The organism is Enhygromyxa salina (assembly GCF_002994635.1).
Lineage (GTDB): Bacteria > Myxococcota_A > Polyangia > Nannocystales > Nannocystaceae > Plesiocystis > Plesiocystis salina_B.
On sequence record NZ_PVNL01000133.1, the window covers coordinates 20725 to 36155 of the forward strand.

General features: G+C 68.4%; 15 protein-coding genes and 1 other RNA gene. 7 read left to right on the forward strand and 9 right to left on the reverse strand.

Annotation, left to right across the window (positions count from 1 at the left end; all coding sequences use genetic code 11):
* Positions 1-32 precede the first annotated feature (32 nt).
* The 3 genes from ENSA7_RS34070 to ENSA7_RS34080 form a co-directional block, all read right to left on the reverse strand.
* Complete coding sequence (locus ENSA7_RS34070; protein WP_106093589.1) at positions 33-2093, reverse strand: DUF2330 domain-containing protein; 2061 nt, start codon at positions 2091-2093, stop codon at positions 33-35.
* Positions 2094-2155: 62 nt separating this feature from the next.
* On the reverse strand, positions 2156-3526 hold the full coding sequence (locus tag ENSA7_RS34075) for a metallophosphoesterase (RefSeq protein ID WP_106093590.1): 1371 nt from the start codon (positions 3524-3526) through the stop codon (positions 2156-2158).
* Between the two features lie 21 nt (positions 3527-3547).
* Positions 3548-4258, reverse strand: coding sequence for a histidine phosphatase family protein (locus ENSA7_RS34080; protein ID WP_106093604.1), 711 nt, complete (start codon positions 4256-4258; stop codon positions 3548-3550).
* Between the two features lie 153 nt (positions 4259-4411).
* Between ENSA7_RS34080 and ENSA7_RS34085 the strand changes: the two genes are divergently transcribed.
* Both ENSA7_RS34085 and ENSA7_RS34090 read left to right on the forward strand, forming a co-directional pair.
* Positions 4412-5209, forward strand: a complete 798-nt coding sequence (locus tag ENSA7_RS34085) for an SDR family oxidoreductase (RefSeq protein ID WP_181234383.1) — start codon at positions 4412-4414, stop codon at positions 5207-5209.
* Entirely contained in the window at positions 5206-6111 is a 906-nt protein-coding gene (locus ENSA7_RS34090) for an alpha/beta hydrolase (RefSeq protein ID WP_106093592.1), read from the forward strand. Before ENSA7_RS34085 ends, ENSA7_RS34090 begins: the two co-directional genes overlap by 4 nt.
* Here the strand turns inward: ENSA7_RS34090 and ENSA7_RS34095 are convergent.
* Genes ENSA7_RS34095 through miaB form a run of 3 tightly spaced genes read right to left on the reverse strand, consistent with a single transcriptional unit; the run spans position 6108 to position 8670 of the window.
* Positions 6108-6707 carry an MBL fold metallo-hydrolase gene (locus ENSA7_RS34095; protein ID WP_106093593.1) on the reverse strand — a complete coding sequence of 200 codons (600 nt, stop codon included), beginning with the start codon at positions 6705-6707 and terminating at the stop codon, positions 6108-6110. The genes ENSA7_RS34090 and ENSA7_RS34095 overlap by 4 nt on opposite strands.
* 5 nt (positions 6708-6712) lie before the next feature.
* Positions 6713-7171, reverse strand: a complete 459-nt coding sequence (locus ENSA7_RS34100) for a hypothetical protein (protein WP_146158463.1) — start codon at positions 7169-7171, stop codon at positions 6713-6715.
* 56 nt (positions 7172-7227) lie between these two features.
* Positions 7228-8670, reverse strand: coding sequence for a tRNA (N6-isopentenyl adenosine(37)-C2)-methylthiotransferase MiaB (miaB, locus tag ENSA7_RS34105; RefSeq protein WP_106093595.1), 1443 nt, complete (start codon positions 8668-8670; stop codon positions 7228-7230).
* A gap of 217 nt (positions 8671-8887) precedes the next feature.
* Here miaB and ENSA7_RS34110 point away from each other — a divergent pair, with 217 nt between their 5' ends.
* The gene (locus ENSA7_RS34110) at positions 8888-10177 is read left to right on the forward strand and encodes a peptidylprolyl isomerase (protein ID WP_219908111.1); all 1290 of its coding nucleotides are present in this window, start codon (positions 8888-8890) and stop codon (positions 10175-10177) included.
* A 17-nt stretch (positions 10178-10194) separates the two neighbouring features.
* Here the strand turns inward: ENSA7_RS34110 and ENSA7_RS34115 are convergent, their stop codons facing one another.
* A complete protein-coding gene (locus ENSA7_RS34115) occupies positions 10195-10869 on the reverse strand; it encodes a metallophosphatase domain-containing protein (protein ID WP_106093597.1) in 675 nt (224 codons plus the stop codon).
* A 114-nt stretch (positions 10870-10983) separates the two neighbouring features.
* On the opposite strand from ENSA7_RS34115, the gene ENSA7_RS34120 reads away from it, so the two are divergent.
* From ENSA7_RS34120 to ENSA7_RS34130, 3 genes are read left to right on the forward strand one after another with little or no spacing between them, the layout of a single operon-like run.
* Positions 10984-11559, forward strand: coding sequence for an OmpA family protein (locus tag ENSA7_RS34120; RefSeq protein ID WP_181234384.1), 576 nt, complete (start codon positions 10984-10986; stop codon positions 11557-11559).
* Entirely contained in the window at positions 11559-11939 is a 381-nt protein-coding gene (locus ENSA7_RS34125) for an AgmX/PglI C-terminal domain-containing protein (protein ID WP_106093599.1), read from the forward strand. Before ENSA7_RS34120 ends, ENSA7_RS34125 begins: the two co-directional genes overlap by 1 nt.
* A 30-nt stretch (positions 11940-11969) precedes the next feature.
* A complete protein-coding gene (locus ENSA7_RS34130) occupies positions 11970-12773 on the forward strand; it encodes a hypothetical protein (RefSeq protein WP_146158465.1) in 804 nt (267 codons plus the stop codon).
* Positions 12774-12780: 7 nt separating this feature from the next.
* Here ENSA7_RS34130 and ENSA7_RS34135 read toward each other — a convergent pair whose 3' ends face one another.
* Positions 12781-13470, reverse strand: a complete 690-nt coding sequence (locus ENSA7_RS34135) for a hypothetical protein (RefSeq protein WP_106093601.1) — start codon at positions 13468-13470, stop codon at positions 12781-12783.
* 264 nt (positions 13471-13734) lie between these two features.
* Between ENSA7_RS34135 and ssrA the strand changes: the two genes are divergently transcribed.
* Positions 13735-14090: a transfer-messenger RNA gene (gene ssrA, locus ENSA7_RS34140) on the forward strand.
* Between the two features lie 32 nt (positions 14091-14122).
* Here ssrA and ENSA7_RS34145 read toward each other — a convergent pair.
* Positions 14123-15337, reverse strand: a complete 1215-nt coding sequence (locus tag ENSA7_RS34145) for a tyrosine-type recombinase/integrase (protein WP_106093605.1) — start codon at positions 15335-15337, stop codon at positions 14123-14125.
* Positions 15338-15431 lie beyond the last annotated feature (94 nt).

A 15431-nucleotide genomic window follows, 5' to 3' on the forward strand; every position in this document is an offset into this window, starting at 1 on the left:
CTCCATAACACGGCCCCCCTGCGAGCGCCGCTCTAGATCGCAATATTTGTGTGGCGATCTCGACGACGGCGAAGCCCAAGCAGCGCGAGCAGAGCCAGCGGCCCGGCAGCGCGCCCAGAACGAGACGCGCTCGAGCAACCGCAGCCGCTGTCCGTGGGGGTGGGGGCCTTGGTCTCGGTGGCGGTCTCGGTCTGGGCCGCCTCAATGGCCTTCGATGTCGGCTCGGTCTTCGGGCCGCTGGCCGGTGGCTCGATCAGCACCGCGGCTTCGACCCCCAGCTGCTCCCCCGCTGAGGGGGTGACAAAGCTGGCCAGCGCGGCTGTGCGTGTGACCTTGGTCAGCTGTTGGGCGAGCTTGGGCGCTGTGCCGCCGCCCGCAGGCGGACCGCCCCAGCGGCCGCGCACTGGATTGGCGCAGGTGACCTCGCCGGTCCACTCGTGGCGGACCGCATACCTGGCCTGGAAATTGTTCGGCCCGGTCGTGGCGATCGTGGCGCCACGCTCGAGCTCGCCGAAGGTCTCGCGCCCGCCCGTGATCGGCGGGGCGGTCTCGAACACCAGATCCTCCGCGAGGGCGCTGGCGTCGTAGCGAGCATGCAGCCGGGTCAGCACGAACGAGCTGGCGACCGGCATGCGCCTGCCGCCCCTGCCCGAGCTGGTGCTGGTGCCGCCAGTGGGTGCCAGATCGAAGGGATAGTTGACGGTCACGAGCGAGCCCCCGCGCGGCATGGGGAACTTCCAGCGCTTGACGGCCTGGGCAATACACGTTCCGACCGACGCGTCGGCGAGCGTGGTCTTGGCGACCCTCGATGACGCGACCGAGCCCGCGCCGTCGATCACGAATTCGACGTTGACCCGCCCGGCCAGCTTGGGCTGCTTCGCCAGCCCGGCGGTGTAGCAGAACTCGACCTCGTTCATGTGCGCCCGCACGACTCGCTGGATGATCTGCTTGTCGAGCGGGCCGCCCACGGTCGGCGCTGGCACCTCGATTTTAGGTAGGGGCGCGTCTCGTGAGGAACCCTCGAGCTGTGCGGACCAGCTCGGGATCACGTCACCGCCGAGCTCGAGCAGCTCTTGTTGGGTCAGCGCCGCGTCCGGGCCAGGACACGGATCGCACGAGCCTGCCCCCCAGGCGTACTCGGTCACGATCGCGCCGGGATTGTTGGCGAGGGTATGATCGAACAGCGACACATAGAACTCGCCAAACCGATCTTTGGCGGTGCGCTCGAGATCGAGGTTGGTGGGGATCGTCGCGTTGGGGTAGTTCGCGGCCTGATAGCGGGTCCCCGGCGCGAGGATGTGAACCAGCAGATCCTGCTTGCCGCCCGTGCTTGGATCCGGCGCGTTGATCAGGCCAAGCCGAACCGGCAGCGTGAAGTCCTTGCTGTCGTAGTGAAACCGCAGCGGCGACAGCTTGGCGTGGCCGTTGCTGGCAAACTTCACCTTCGTGGGGTCGACCTTGGCGACGAAGAACTTCATGTTCTGCTGCACATACGGGCGCAGCAGCGGCTCGGCGCCAGCCGGAATGTTGTAGCCGTTCGCGCGCAGCCAGTCGTCGAGACCGCTCGACTCGGTCGCCGACAAGATCACGATCTCGTACTCGCCGACGGCGAACTGCGCCTCGACCTCGACCGTGGGTGAGCCGCTCCCGCGGCCGTAGCCGGATCCACCCCCGCCGCCGAAGCCGATCGCCCTCGGGTCGGCGGGGTCGATCGAGCCGCCGTCGCCGCTGCACGGATCGCTCTCCCAGTACTCGACCAGGCGCGGCGAGGCCAGCTTGTCGACCCGATCGAACAGCTCGGGCCGCAGGGTCTCGACGTCGGACTCCTTCAGCACGACCGGCACCGGGATCACCAACGCAAACTCCTCGGGCGGACCCTGGTAGTCGTTCTGCATCGACAGCACCGTGCGGGTGCCGTCGCGCATCAGCACGACCACCGTGGCGTTGTTGAGCAGCTTGGCGTCGGCACCCGCGACGTAGAACCCGCAGAACGCCTGGGCCGCGGCGGGCATCAGCAGGCCCACGCCGCAGGTGAGCGCGAGCGCCAACGGCCGTCGCGACGACCAGGATTTGTTCGAGGGCGCTCGCCGCATCACGGACGTAGCTTACCCCAGCGCGCGTTCGCGGCGCGCACAAACCCGCTGTCAGCTACCGGCTACGCAATCGTCAGCCACGGAAACACCTGCGACGCGTCGAACACCTTTACGTGCGGATAGTCAGCGCTGATCCCCAGCGCGACGCCGTCTGGCCGAAACACCACGACCGCGCCCCCGGGCCCGGGCAGACCCTCGAGCTTGCGGGTGTTGCAGTCGACCGAGGCGTCGCACTCGAAGTTCAGCAGCCCCTCGCGCATCAGCACACGCTGGCCACGCATGATGTTCTGGTGGCCGTGCACGATGCCGTAGAGCCCGGCCTCGTACATGTGCTGCACGCCGATGTCGGTAAACGGGTGGTCGAAGTCGCGGTACTTGGTCCGAAACATGTTGCCGACCGGCCCGTGGTAGAGCGCGAACGGATCGTCGGCCAGGAGCCGGTGAAACCATGTGTTCACGCCCGAGACGTTGGTCTGCGCGAGCAGCTTGGCCGTGATGTCGTCGACGCCCGCGTGGACCAGCAAGAACGAGCCCCAGCGCAGCGCGACGTCCATGCGCTCGAAGAACCAGTGGAACTCGCCGTCGGGGTCCAAGAACAGCTCGCGGGCGCGGGTGGCCGCGCGGTGGATGTCGCCCAGCGTCATGCCCAGCCGCTCGCACTTGCGCGGGAGCTCGACCATCTTCTCGCGGATCCGATTGAGCTCTTTGCCGATCTTCTTGTCGGGCACCAGGCCCCTGGCGACCTCGGGGAACTCGCGGAACCACGCCTCGTCGGGGAACAACAGCCGCTGCAGCTCGGCCTCGGACAGCTCGCTGGTCTCGCCAGGCTCGAGGTACTCGGCGCGGATCTCCTGGAACAGCGGCATGGTCTTCTTGCCCATGCGCACGAACAGGTGAGCGAAGCGGGGCTCTTTGCGGCCGAGGTAGGCGAGCCCGACGAGCGTGCGCAGATCATGGTTGCCCGCGAGGATCTCGACGTCGGCGCCCTTGTCGATCAACAGCTTGATCGCGCGCAGCAGGCGGAGGTTGCTGGGGCCCTTGTCAAAGCAGTCGCCCGCGATCACGAACAGCGCGGTCTCGCCGGCCTCGCTCAGCTCGTAGTCGTTGTCGCCAGGGCCGAACCACCGCACGCCACCCGAGGCGATCAGCGAGCACCGCCACGCGTCGGCGTCGGCGTGCACGTCGCAGAAGAAGTACATGGTGCGGTTGGGCCACACGAACGGCTTGCCGCCGATCCGCGCGCGCAGCTGCTCGCGCGCGGCGTCGTAGTGATCGTTGGCGAGGTCGCGCAGCCGCCCGCGCGCGTACTTGGGCCACGCCTCCGTGGTCACAGGCAGCGGCATCTCGCAGAACGCCGCGCCCTGATAGTTGGGCACGTAGATGCTGTGAAGGCGGTGTTCGTGCGCGGGGTAGGCAAGGGCGTTGCTGGGCATGATCGCAGACTCCGGTTGGGCTCAATCGGCGGCTGAGGCGGCGGGCCGAACTTTCCAGGCGCCGCCGATCTGTCGCCAGCGGTCTGGCTCAGAGTGCTCCATCAACACATGACCACAATGATACATCGACAGACCGGGGACGTCGTCGAGGGCCAGCGCGCCCATGCACACCGCCGCGTGGCGCAGCGCGCCGCCGTGGCTGATGAACACCTTGAGCACGTCGGGCCCAGGCGTGGTGCGCAGCTGGTGGATGCGGCCCTCTATGTGTGCGGCCACGCGTGCGCCGGCCATCATGAGTGACTCTGCCCCAGCGAGCGGCAAGCGAAATCGCGGGTGGGCCTTCCACCCGGCCGGGAGTTCGGGGTAGCGCGGGTCGGCTTTGATCGCCTCCGCGATCGCCCCGACGGTGAGGTTGGCGCCCGCGCCAACGCTGCGCTCACCGAGCTCGAGAAACTCGGCGATCGTGAACGATCGCGCTGGGTCGAGCCGGCCGAGCACCTCGGCGGCCAGCGACGCGGTCTGCGACGCGCGCAGCAGCGTCGAGCAATCGAGCACCGGGTCGAGCGTGAGGCCGAGCGCGCCGCACTCCTCGTGCAGGGTTTGGCCCAGCGTCCGAGCTTGACCCACCCCGCGCTCGGTCAGCGGGTGCGGCAGCTGGGCGCTCGGGACCTGGTCCGGCTGGTGGTAATCGCCGTGGCGAACCAGCGCGGCGACAATGCGGCGGGCGCTCATCTGCTCGCGGTTTACCCCGAGTTCCCCGGATTGGACAGGGTGTTTTCAGCTCGAGCGAGGCTTCGGGCCTGCTTGCGGGCGCCATTCTCAGACCGGGTCACTGTGGCAGCGGCACGGTTTGGCCGGGGCGCGGGGCGTGTGACACTCGTGTTCGTGGCCACGCGAGATCGACCGAGTGTCCTGATCAGCGGAGCTGCGCGGGGGATCGGCCTCGCCTGCGCCGAGCGCTTCGCCGACGCCGGCTACTTCGTCGGGCTCTACGATCTCGACGCCAAGCTGCTCGCTGGCGCGGTCGAGCAGATCTCTCACCGCTGGGGCGGCGACCGCTGCTGCCACGCCGCGCTCGACGTCCGCGATCACGACGCGGTCCTGGCGGCCGTCGCCCACTTCGCCGAGCACACCGGAGGGCGCATGAACGTGCTGCTCAACAACGCCGGGGTCATGAGCGTCGGTCGGTTCGAGACGGTCAGCGCGGCCGAGCACCAGCGTACGATCGCCGTCAATCTCCAGGGCGTGATCGAGCTGACCCACGCGAGCTTCGAGCTGCTGCGCCGAACCGAGGGCGCGCGGGTCATCAACATGTCCTCGATCGCCGCGATCCATGGGGTGCCCGAGATGGCCAGCTACAGCGCGACCAAGCACGCGGTCCGGGGCTTCACGGAGGCGCTCGAGCTCGAGTGGGCCGGCGACGACATTCGCGTGTGCGACGTGATGCCAGCGTTCGTCGACACCAACCTATTGAGCAGCACCACCAAGCTCAGCGCCGAAGACCTGCTCGGCGTTCGGCTCAGCCCCGCCGACGTCGCTCAGGTGGTGTGGCAGGCGGCGACGAGTAAGCGCCGCCGCACGCACTGGCCGGTTGGTCCGCAAGCCACGCTCGCCTACCGCGTCGACAAGCTGGCCCCCGCCGCGCTGGTCCGCTCGGCCCTGAAGTGGATGACCAAACTGTGAGCGACGATCCGCGCAGCTTCGGTCGCCCGCGCCGGGCCGGGTTGGACAAGCTTCGTCGCCGGACCGGGGGTCGCATGGCGCTCGATCGACCGGTCAGCGAGCAGCGCGAGGCGTTCACGCAGCTGCTCGAGCTCACCCAGATCGGCATGCCCGATCACCAGGTCGAGCCGCGCGAGCTCGGCGGCGTCGCGTGCCTGCGGCTGACCCCGCGCGCGCTTCAGACCACCCGCGAGATCATCTATGTCCACGGCGGCGGCTACTCGCTCGGCTCGCCCCACACCCACCGTCCGCTGGTCGCTCGGGTCGCGCATCAGGTCGGGGCGGCCGCGACCCTGCCGAGCTATCGGCTCGCGCCCGAGCACCCATGCCCCGCAGGTCTAGACGACGTGCTCGCGGTCTGGCGCGCGCTCCCACGCTCGACCCAGGCCCAGGCGATCCTCGCGGGCGACTCGGCCGGCGGCGGCCTGGCGCTGGCGGTGGCCATGGCGCTGCGCGACGCGAGGGATCAGCTCCCAGCCGGGCTGGTCCTGCTGTCACCGTGGACGGATCTGAGCTTGTCGGGCGCGTCGATCGACGCCCTCGCCGAGCACGAGGTCCTGCTGCAGCGTCCCGGTCTCGAGCTCATGGCCGGACGCTACGCGGGCAGCCTCTCGCGCGAGGACCCCCGGGTGTCGCCGCTGTTCGGTCGGTTCGAGGGGCTGCCTCCAACGCTGATCCAGGCCGGCGGTCACGAGGTGCTGCTCGACGACGCCCGCCGAGCCGCCGACAACGCGCTCGCAGCCGGCGTCGCCGTCGAACTCCAGATCTACGAAAACCAGGTCCACGTGTTCCAGGCGACACCCATGCTCGAAGCCGCCGCCGTGGCGATCAAAGCGATCGCCCACTGGATCGCAACGCTCTAGTTGGCGGTCACCAGGTCCCGCAGTCGCGCGTGACCGGCCTGGGCGATCGGCCAGCCATCGCCGACCAGCACCGCTTCGATCTGCTCGAGCGCCGCCAGCCTGCGCACCGACGCCAGCGCCGCCGCCCGATCACCGAGCTTCGCGTCCGGCAACAAATTGAGCCGCCCCAGCATCTGACCGCGCACGAGATCACCCGTGATCAGCGTGGTCTCCTCGAGCACCAGCGCCAGCTCGCCCGGGGTCTTGGAGCCGTGCAGCTCGATCGCCCGCAGCCCCGCCACCAGCTCATCGCCCTCGCCCAGCCACCGCGCGCACGCGAACGGCAGCTGCCCGCGCTCGGCCGCCGGCCCGGCCAGCTTGGCGCCAAACCGCAGCGCCAGCTCAGCCGCCGCGCGCGTGTGATCCGAGTTCGTCACCACGATCCACGCGGCCCCGCCGAGCTCGTCGAGGTGGCGCAGGTCGTGCTCCGACAGCGGCAGGGGATCGACCAGCACGTTGCCGTCGCCGCGGATCCACGCCAGCGAATTGAAGTCCAGGTTTCGGGCCGTGTCGAACACCGACCACGACCACAGATCCGTTCGGTGAAGCTGGCGCATGCTCGCTAGTCCGCGTTCTCGACGATGTGACAGTTGGCGCAGGTGAACTGGGCGTCGCCCAGCCCGTAGGTCAACGCCAGCGACTCGCCCATCGCCGGCTCGACCTCTTTCCACATCAGCTTGGTCATCTCCGGCGACTCCTTACGGTGCTTCTTGTACAGGTTGGAAGCGTCGAGGGTCGGCAGCGCCGGGTTCGGCATCGTGAAGTCACCGTTGGCCGAGCCGCCGCCGTGGCAGGTCGCGCAGCCAAAGTTGGCGAAGCGCTTGGGATCGTGGCCCTGAAACACCGCCTGCATCCGCGGCATCACGACCGCGCCCATGTGCTGCATCCGCTCGCTCTCATCGAGCTCGGCCCACGGCTTATCCTGACCCTCGGGGACACCGGTCTCGCCGTGCGGACCGCAGCCGACCGAAGCCATGCACAGCAGCGCGAGCGCGAGCGTGGGAACCAGACAGTGACGCATGCCGCCAATATAACCCAACCACCCAGACAACCACCCAGACGCGACCGTGTCGGCGCTCAGTCTGCGATCAGCGAGTGTCCCGTCGAGCCGGTGATCGTCCGCGTCACGATCTCGCCCGAGCGCGCGCTGTCGAGAGGCAGCATCACCTTTTGAAACCGCTGGGTCCGACCCATCAGCTTGTTGCCGCGCTTGGTCGGTCGGACCACGAGGATCTCTTCTTCGGTCCCGATCCGTGCGTCGTGCCTGGCCCGGGTGTGTCGCTCTTGCAGCTCGATCACCTCGCGCAGTCGCCGAAGCTTGGTCTCGTGGGGCACGTCGTCGACCAGCTTCTTGCTGGCGTAGGTGATCTCGCGATCGCTGTACGCAAACATGAACGCGAAGTCGAACTCGATCTCGGTCATCAGCGCGAGCGTCTGCGCGTGGTCCGCTTCGGTCTCGCCGCAGAACCCCACCATGATGTCGGTCGAGATGGCGATGTCGGGCACGGCCGCCCGCAGCTGGGCGACGATCGCCTTGTAGCCCGCGATGTCGTAGCCCCGCCGCATCCGCTCGAGCACCACGTCGGAGCCGGCTTGCACGGGCAGGTGCACGTAGGGACAGATCTTCGGCTCGGTCGCGATCGCCTCGATCAGCGCGGGCGAGAAGTCGACGGGGTAGGGCGACGTGAACCGGATCCGATCGATCCCCTCGATCTGCGCGACAGCCCGCAGCAGCGTGGCGAAGTCGACGTCCTCCCAGACATAGGAGTTCACCGTCTGGCCCAGCAAGGTCAGCTCGCGGATCCCCGCCGCGGCCATGCGCTGGGCCTGGCGAAGCACCTCGCGCGGCGCCACCCCGCGCTCGCGCCCGCGGGTGAACGGGACCACGCAGAAGCTACAGAACTTGTCGCAGCCGCGCTGGATCGTGATGAAGCCGCAGATCCCGTCGCCCTCGCGCGGTCCGGCCAGGGCCCCGTCGAGGCCCTCGTAGGTCTCGTGCTTGTCGAGCTCGACGTCGACCGCCCGCTCGCCCGCGAGCGCCTTGCGAGCCAGCGCCGCGATGTTGCGGTAGCTGTCGGGCCCCGCCACCAGCTGGATGTGCGGCGCCCGGGTCTCGAGCTTGTCACGCAGGTGCTCGGCCATGCACCCGGTGATGCCCACGACCAGGTTCGGGTTCTCGGCCCGGTGGGTGAGCAGCTGCGACGTGCGCCCATAGACCCGCGACTCGGCCTTCTCCCGGACTGCACAGGTGTTGACCAGGATCAGATCCGCCAAGGCGGGCTCGCTCACGTGGACCCATCCGTCGGCGCCCAGCCGCCCGAGCACCAGCGCCGTGTCGGCCTCGTTCATCTGGCAGCCAAAGGTCTCCATGTAGACCCGCGGGCCGTCGCCCGGCTGGGTCTGCGGATCCTGGGGGATCCCGGTCTGCGCCGCGGGAACAGCCCCGGAGCGGCGGATCTGCACCAGTCCAGCCGGCTCCGACCGGGGCTCGTCGGGGCGCTCTGTCGTCGGCCGGGCCATGGGCGCGCGAGCCTACGCCAAACCCAGTGTCCGAGCCATCGTGCCAGCGTCGTGACGTGGCGAGGCGGCGCGAAGCGCGTTGGCGAATCCCCACACCCGGGGTAGTCACGTCTCGACCCGCGCACTACAATGCGCGCCCGGGCGGGTCCACCCGCCACATCACGGAGCACCCATGCGCCGCATTGGTCCGATCTTCCTCAGCATTTCCTGTCTCGCCTTGTCCGCCTCGTGCACCAAGGCTCCCGAAGTCACCAAGGCCCAGGACGTCGGCGAGATCCAAGCCGCCGACAGCGGCGGCGCGGGCAACGTCGGCGGCGCCCTCCCTGCGGTCCCCGATGGCCCGGTAGCGATCGTCAACGGCAAAGAGATCACCGCCGCTGACTTCCACGGCATCTACGATCTCAAGCTGCAAAAGTACGCCGACCGCGGCCGCGAGATCCCCAAGACCGCCGATCGTCGCTACCGCAAGTCGATCGTCGACCGCCTGATCTACCAAGAGATCCTGCGCCAAGAGGCCGCCAAGCGAAAGCTCGACTACGACAAGGCCGCCCTCGCCGAGCGCGAAGAGGCCCAGCAGCGCGGCATCAAGGACTGGGACAAGCACCTCCGGCGCCGCGGCGAGAGCGAGGAGAGCCTGCGTCAGCTCTACGTCGCCGAGCTGCTCGAGCGCTCGCTGCTCGAGGCCGACGGCCTGCTCGCCGTCACCGAGGCCGAGATCGACGAGGAGTACGAGAAGGTCAAGCCCAACTACAACAAGGACAAGGAGCGGGTCCGTGCGGCTCACATCCTCGTCCGCGTTGGGCCCGAAGAGCGCCCCAACCCCGGCGAGCCGATCACCGAGCCCGACGAGGCCCAGAAGAAGCAGTGGGAGGCCGAAGCCCTGGCCAAGGCCAACGAGCTCTACGCCAAGGCGACCGCCGAGGGGGCCGACTTCGACCAGCTCGCGATCGACGCGTCCGAGGGCCCCAGCGCCCGCAAGGGCGGCGACCTCGGCATCTTCTCCGCCGACCGCATGGTCGACGAGTTCTCCGACGCCGCCTTCTCGCTCGAGCCCGGCGAGATCAGCAAGCCGATCAAGACCAAGTTCGGCTTCCACATCATCAAGGTCTACGGCAAGTACCCGCCCGGCGACCTCCCCCGTGAGGCCCTCGAAGATCAGATCGTCGAGCGGCTCAGCGCCCGCAAGCTCCACCAGGGTCGGCGCGACCTCAAAGAGAAGCTGATGGAGGCTTACGAGGTCAAGAACATCATGGAGGATCTGCTCGGTCCCGATCCTCGGGCCCAGCGGCGCAAGCAAAACCGCGAGCGCCAGGGGCACCCGCCCGGGCCCAAGCCTCAGACTCAGGGATCGGGCCCGCCATCGGGCGGACCCAGCGACGCGCACAGCCCGACCGCACCGCCGCCGTCCGGGACTGCAGCTGGGGCCGGCGAGGCCACCGCTGAAGCCGTCGACGCGCCCACCAAGGCGCCCGCACCCGCGGGCGACGAGCCCAAGCCCCCGATCTAGTTGTTGGTCGGGCCGGCTCAGCCGCCCGCAATCAAGATCGGCGGCCGCGCCCGATCACGCGGCAGATCGACCACGATCGCCGCGTTGGTCGGCCGGTAGCGGAGCGTGCAGGTGCTCGCGTTGATGAACATCGTGTCGTCGCGCTGCTCGACCCCGTAGCCCTCGTGGATGTGACCGAACGCGTGGATCCGCGGCCGCACCCGCTGGATCGCGCGCAGCAGATCTTCGCAGCCCACGTCGAGTTCGGCGTCCGTGCGATCCAGGATCCCGTGCGGCGGCCCATGGGTGATCAGCACGTCGGTCACGTCGGGGATCAGCGCCCATTTTTGCGCGAGCTCGGGCCCGCGGGCCAGGTTGAACGCCCACGACAGAAACCACGGCTGCCACGGCGCGCCCCAGTAGCGCACGCCGTCGAGCTCACACGCGCTGTCGTGCAAGAAGGTCACGCTCGCCGGGAACGCCTGGCGAGCCACCTCCAGGTCGCTCTCGAAGCAGCGATCGTGATTCCCGACGATCGTCAGCTTGTGCCGATGTGGCTGCGCGCCCAAGAACGCGCCCCAGCGTTGGGCCTCGTCGAGCGTGCCGCGGCTGCAGCCGTCGCCCGCGTGGATCAGCACGTCGCCCGCCGGCACCGCGATCTCGTGAAACCCGTGGGTGTCGCTGACAAAGACGAGCCGAATCGTGTCGAGCATGGTGGGTGGTTCCAGGTGGCGCTGACCCGCCGCGAAAATCTTGGACGAGGCACTGCACGCCGGCTCCAGGAATGGCACAAAGGAGGGGTGCGACAAAACCTTCCATCCAGCCTCGTGCTGGGCTTGGCACTGAGCGCCTGCGGCCCGCGGGTGTTCGAGGCCGACACCGCGAAGGTGATCGAGACTGCGCCGCCGCCGGTCGTCGCCGCGCCCGCGCCCAAGCAGCCGCGCGTCGAGATCACCGACGACAAGATCGTGATCCACGAGAAGGTCCAGTTTGACTACAACCAGGCCCGGATCCGGCCCGAGTCCGACGATCTGCTCGCCGAGCTCGCCACGGTCATCAACGGGGCCCCGCGCATCAAGAAGATCCGGATCGAGGGCCACGCCAGCTCCGAGGGCGACCACGACTACAACGTCGATCTCTCGCGGCGCCGGGCCAAGGCCGTGGTCGATCACCTCGTCAAGCGCGGCAAGGTCGACCCCGCGCGGCTCGAGTTCGAGGGCTACGGCCCCGACCGCCCGATCGCCGACAACGAGACCGAAGCCGGCCGCGAGGCCAACCGCCGCGTCGAGTTCACGATCCTCGAGCAGGCCTACAAAGAGACCAAGACGATCATCGACCCCGCGACCGGCCAAAAGCGCGTCGAGACCGAGGACAAGATCGACGCCAGCGAGGAGCAGCCGTGATGACGCGCATGACTTCGGCCGCCCTGGTGGCCCTCACCCTCGCGTGCTCCGCCTGCAGCTACATCGCCCGCGACGCCGCCAGCTACGAGCGCGACACCTCCGCGCTGCTCGACACCCGCGACGCCCAGCTGCGCAGCTGCTACGACGCCGCCCTGGTTCGCAACCCCAACCTCGTCGGCAAGCTGACCGTGACCTTCACCGTCGAGCAGAAGACCGGCGAGCTCACCGAGCTCACCTGGGACCGCAACCGCTCCACCGTCGACGAGCTGCTCGCGACCTGCGTGCTCACGGCGCTAGACGGCCTCGAGCTCGCCGAGCCCGACCGCCGCGACGCCGAGGCCACCTTCAGCTACAGCTTCCGCGTCCAGCCCGGCGCGTGAGTGGGACGACATCCGCGCCTATTGCCTATCGTGCACGGATTGCTGCACGATCCGCTGGTGCGCGCTCGAGTCTGCATTGCTTGCTTGGTGGTCCTGGCCAGCGCCTGCGCGGCGGGTGAGGGCCTCGAGGGCGACACCAACTTCTTCAGCACCAGCGTGAGCGGCAGCGCCAGCGCCAGCATGAGCGGCGACGGCGACGGCGACGGCGACCCAGCTGAGTCCGGCACCGACATGGGCGACGGTGACGCCGACCCCGGCGACGGCGATCCCGGCGACGGCGACCCCACCGGCCAGCCGAGCGTGTGCGGTGACGGCACCAAGACCGGCGACGAGGAGTGCGACGGCACCGATCTCGGCGGCCTCAACTGCAGCGACTTCGGGTTTCAGCAGGGCACCCTCGTCTGCGCCAACGACTGCACCTTGTTCACCAACGTATGCTCGACCTGTGGCGACGGTCAGCTCGCCGCGACCGAGGCCTGCGACGGCAGCAACTTTGGCGGCCTGACCTGCACCGACCTTGGCTACGCTGGCGGCGTCTTGGCGTGCGCGCCCGACTGCTCCGAAGTGTTCCAGACCGGGTGCATGCAAGCCCCAACTTGTGGCAACGGCGTGCTCGATCCCGGCGAGGCCTGCGACGGCGGCAACCTCGGCGGCCAGACCTGCCAGAGCCTCGGTTACGACGGCGGCGTCCTGTCGTGCACGCCGGGATGTCAGGTCGACACGGGCGGGTGCACCGTCGACGAGTGCGTGGGCATCATCGGCGCCTGCAACATCCTGTTCAACGACTGCTGCCCCGGCCTGCAGTGCGCCCTGGCGTTCTGCGTGCCCGAGTAGCCCCGGCTCAGCGCGCCGCGCCGATGTGCTGGCGCAGGTGCTTGGCCCGGCGCTCGGCCACTTCGAGCTGCTTTTGTTGATCGCTGACCCGCTTCTCGAGCTCGTCGAGCTTGCGCTTGGTCGCCGCGTCCCGGTCGCGCAGCTCCTGTAGCTGCGACTCCGTGCGAGCCAGCGCCAGCGTCGACTCATCGCGCTCGCGCGTCACCGTGCGGGCCTTCGTGCGCCACTCGTCGCTGCTGCGGCGCAGCGCGTCGCGCTCGCTGACCAGCCGATCGATCTCGAGCAGCTTGGACTGGAACACCTCTGTGAAGGTGGGATCCGGCGCCGCCTTGGTGAGCTCGTGCTTGTGGGTCTCGAGCAGATCGAGCGCACGGTCGGCCTCGCTGCGGGCGGTCTCGGCTTTCGCCTCGGCGCGCGCGCGTTGATCTCGAGCGCCGACCAGCGCTGCCTCGAGCTCGGCCACGCGATCCTCGAGCGCCGAGCAGCGCTGCGCCTGCAAGCTCGCGCTGGACTCTGCCGCCTGGAGCTTGGCCTGCAGCGCCTGCAGCTCTGCCGTCGGAGCCTGCGCAGGTGAGCCGTGGTGCGGCGGGGCTGGCGGCTCGGTCCATGTGGCACCGAGGCGCCTTTTTGCTGCAGCGACGCGGTTGGCCAGCGCCTCGAGCCGGGCGTCGAGTTCGGCACCTGCCTCCGGGTCCACTGCTCTACGTTAAAGGGCCCGCTCGCCAACCGAAAGGAGATTTATGGTGACGCCTGCGGTGGCTGGGAGGGGCGGCTGGGGGGCTGAATTCGCCGAGCTGTCCGGGCGGTGGCGGTGTGGGTGTGGGTGTGGCGCTCGTGGTCACGCGGGGGCGGAGCGTTGTCGCGCGCGTCGCTCGCTGTCCTGCTCGGGGGTTGCATGGGCGCGGGAAACAGGCCATACGTGTGTTCGGAACACGTTCGAGCCGATCGAATTCCAACCTCTGGGGGTGCACTGGCTTTCGACGTGGGTGCGGAAGGTGATGACTGCGTGCCGCGGGTCTTGCGCCGCGTTACAAACGCTTGAAAAACACAGCTGCCAACGACAGCAACTACGGCCGTATGGCCGTTGCCGCCTAAGGGCGACACGTCTGCGTGTGAGGTGCTCTAGTAGCACGTAGCCGTCAACACGGGAGCTAGCGAGCTGGATGTCCCGGCCAGCTCGTGAAACATAGGGACTCGCCGCCGAGAGGGCCTGCTGGTGGGCATGCTCGAGGGTTAAACTCAAGTTTATCAGCTACGCATGTAGACGTCTCATCGGAAGGCTCGCGGACCCGGGTTCGACTCCCGGCGCCTCCACTGCTCAAGTACTCGAAATCACTCAGGTTTCGATTTTAGCTCCGCCCCGTCTCCAGAATGTCTCCAAAAACTTGGGGGTTCTGGTGGTCGGGGCGCTGCTGTTGGAGCTTGCCTGGGATCGGCGGGCGCTGCTCGAGGGCACGGATCGCGCTGTCCAACGCCGCGGGTGACAGGTGCATGTAGCGTTGGGTGGTGGTCAGGTTGACGTGGCCCGCGAGCTCCTGGATCGCACGCGCTGGCACACCGCGCATCGCGAGATGCGAGCAGAATGTGTGGCGAAGCGTGTGCGGTCCTTTCTCGGGCAAGCTGGCGCGCCGCTGGGCGCTGGTGAGCCACTTGCGGATCACCTTGGCTGTGGCTGACTGGCCGTCGTCCCGGTACAGCACACGGGCGCCGTGAAGGTGCCGGTGGGCGGTGAGGGCTGCGGTCAGTCGGGTGGTCATCGGGATCATGCGGATCTTGTTGCCCTTCGGCAGACCCACGTGGCCCTTCCACTCGGCTTGATCGATCGTCAGCTGACGCCGACGAAAGTCGACCCGGGTCCACTCGAGCGCCATGATCTCGCCGCGGCGAAGACCAGCTTCACCGCCGAGCAGGACGATCAACGCGGTGCGTGGATCGGACTTGCGGGCGGCTGCTACCAGTCGTTCGTAGTCGTCGAAATCATAGAACTGGACCCGGCCTTGGGTGACCTTGAGCAGCCGGAGCTTGACCGGGAACTCGCTGATCACCTCCCACTCGACCGCGCACCTCAGCAATGTGTTGAGGACCGTCATTGTGTTATTGACGGTCTTGTTGCTGAGCTTGGCCATGTGGGCTTTGAGGAGCTGAATGTCTTCTTGTCGAAGCGCATTCAGGGGTTTGTTGCCGAGGGTGGGGATCAGGTAGTTGCGGAGGATCGACTCCTTTGAGTCGATCGAGCTTGGCTTCTCACGGTTGGCTCGCGCGTAGCCCTCGATGTAACGGGGGGCGAACGCGGCGAGAGTGGGGACCTCCTTGGTGGGTGGGCCCTGGGGGTTGGTGTTGGACGCTTCGGTCGCCGCGGGCTGTCGGCGCTTCGGTCGGGTTGGTTTGGGTTGAGGCCCATCCTTGATGAGGCTTCGCTCGCGCTCACGTCCCCAACGCTGGGAGCCCGACTTGGACGCCACGGGCGACTTGAAGCGCCTGCGGAGGGTTTGTCCGTCGTCGAGGGTGAACACGATGTCGACCTCCCATCCGCCAGTGCGGTAGGGCCTGAGTTTCACGGTCATCGCTCGCTCTGCTTGCTCGCAATACCGCACGTCGGGGCCCATCCTAGCAGTTGGGGGCGGGTGCGGCGATAGGGGGCTTTGAAAAACTCAGGCG

Coding starts and splice junctions, on each gene's coding strand:
- ENSA7_RS34075 (WP_106093590.1), bottom strand. CDS start 3,526: ATGCCCAGCAACGCCCTTGCCTACCCCGCGCACGAACACCGCCTTCAC.
- ENSA7_RS34070 (WP_106093589.1), bottom strand. CDS start 2,093: ATGCGGCGAGCGCCCTCGAACAAATCCTGGTCGTCGCGACGGCCGTTG.
- ENSA7_RS34115 (WP_106093597.1), bottom strand. CDS start 10,869: ATGCTCGACACGATTCGGCTCGTCTTTGTCAGCGACACCCACGGGTTT.
- ENSA7_RS34100 (WP_146158463.1), bottom strand. CDS start 7,171: ATGCGTCACTGTCTGGTTCCCACGCTCGCGCTCGCGCTGCTGTGCATG.
- ENSA7_RS34125 (WP_106093599.1), top strand. CDS start 11,559: ATGACGCGCATGACTTCGGCCGCCCTGGTGGCCCTCACCCTCGCGTGC.
- ENSA7_RS34145 (WP_106093605.1), bottom strand. CDS start 15,337: ATGACCGTGAAACTCAGGCCCTACCGCACTGGCGGATGGGAGGTCGAC.
- ENSA7_RS34095 (WP_106093593.1), bottom strand. CDS start 6,707: ATGCGCCAGCTTCACCGAACGGATCTGTGGTCGTGGTCGGTGTTCGAC.
- miaB (WP_106093595.1), bottom strand. CDS start 8,670: ATGGCCCGGCCGACGACAGAGCGCCCCGACGAGCCCCGGTCGGAGCCG.
- ENSA7_RS34080 (WP_106093604.1), bottom strand. CDS start 4,258: ATGAGCGCCCGCCGCATTGTCGCCGCGCTGGTTCGCCACGGCGATTAC.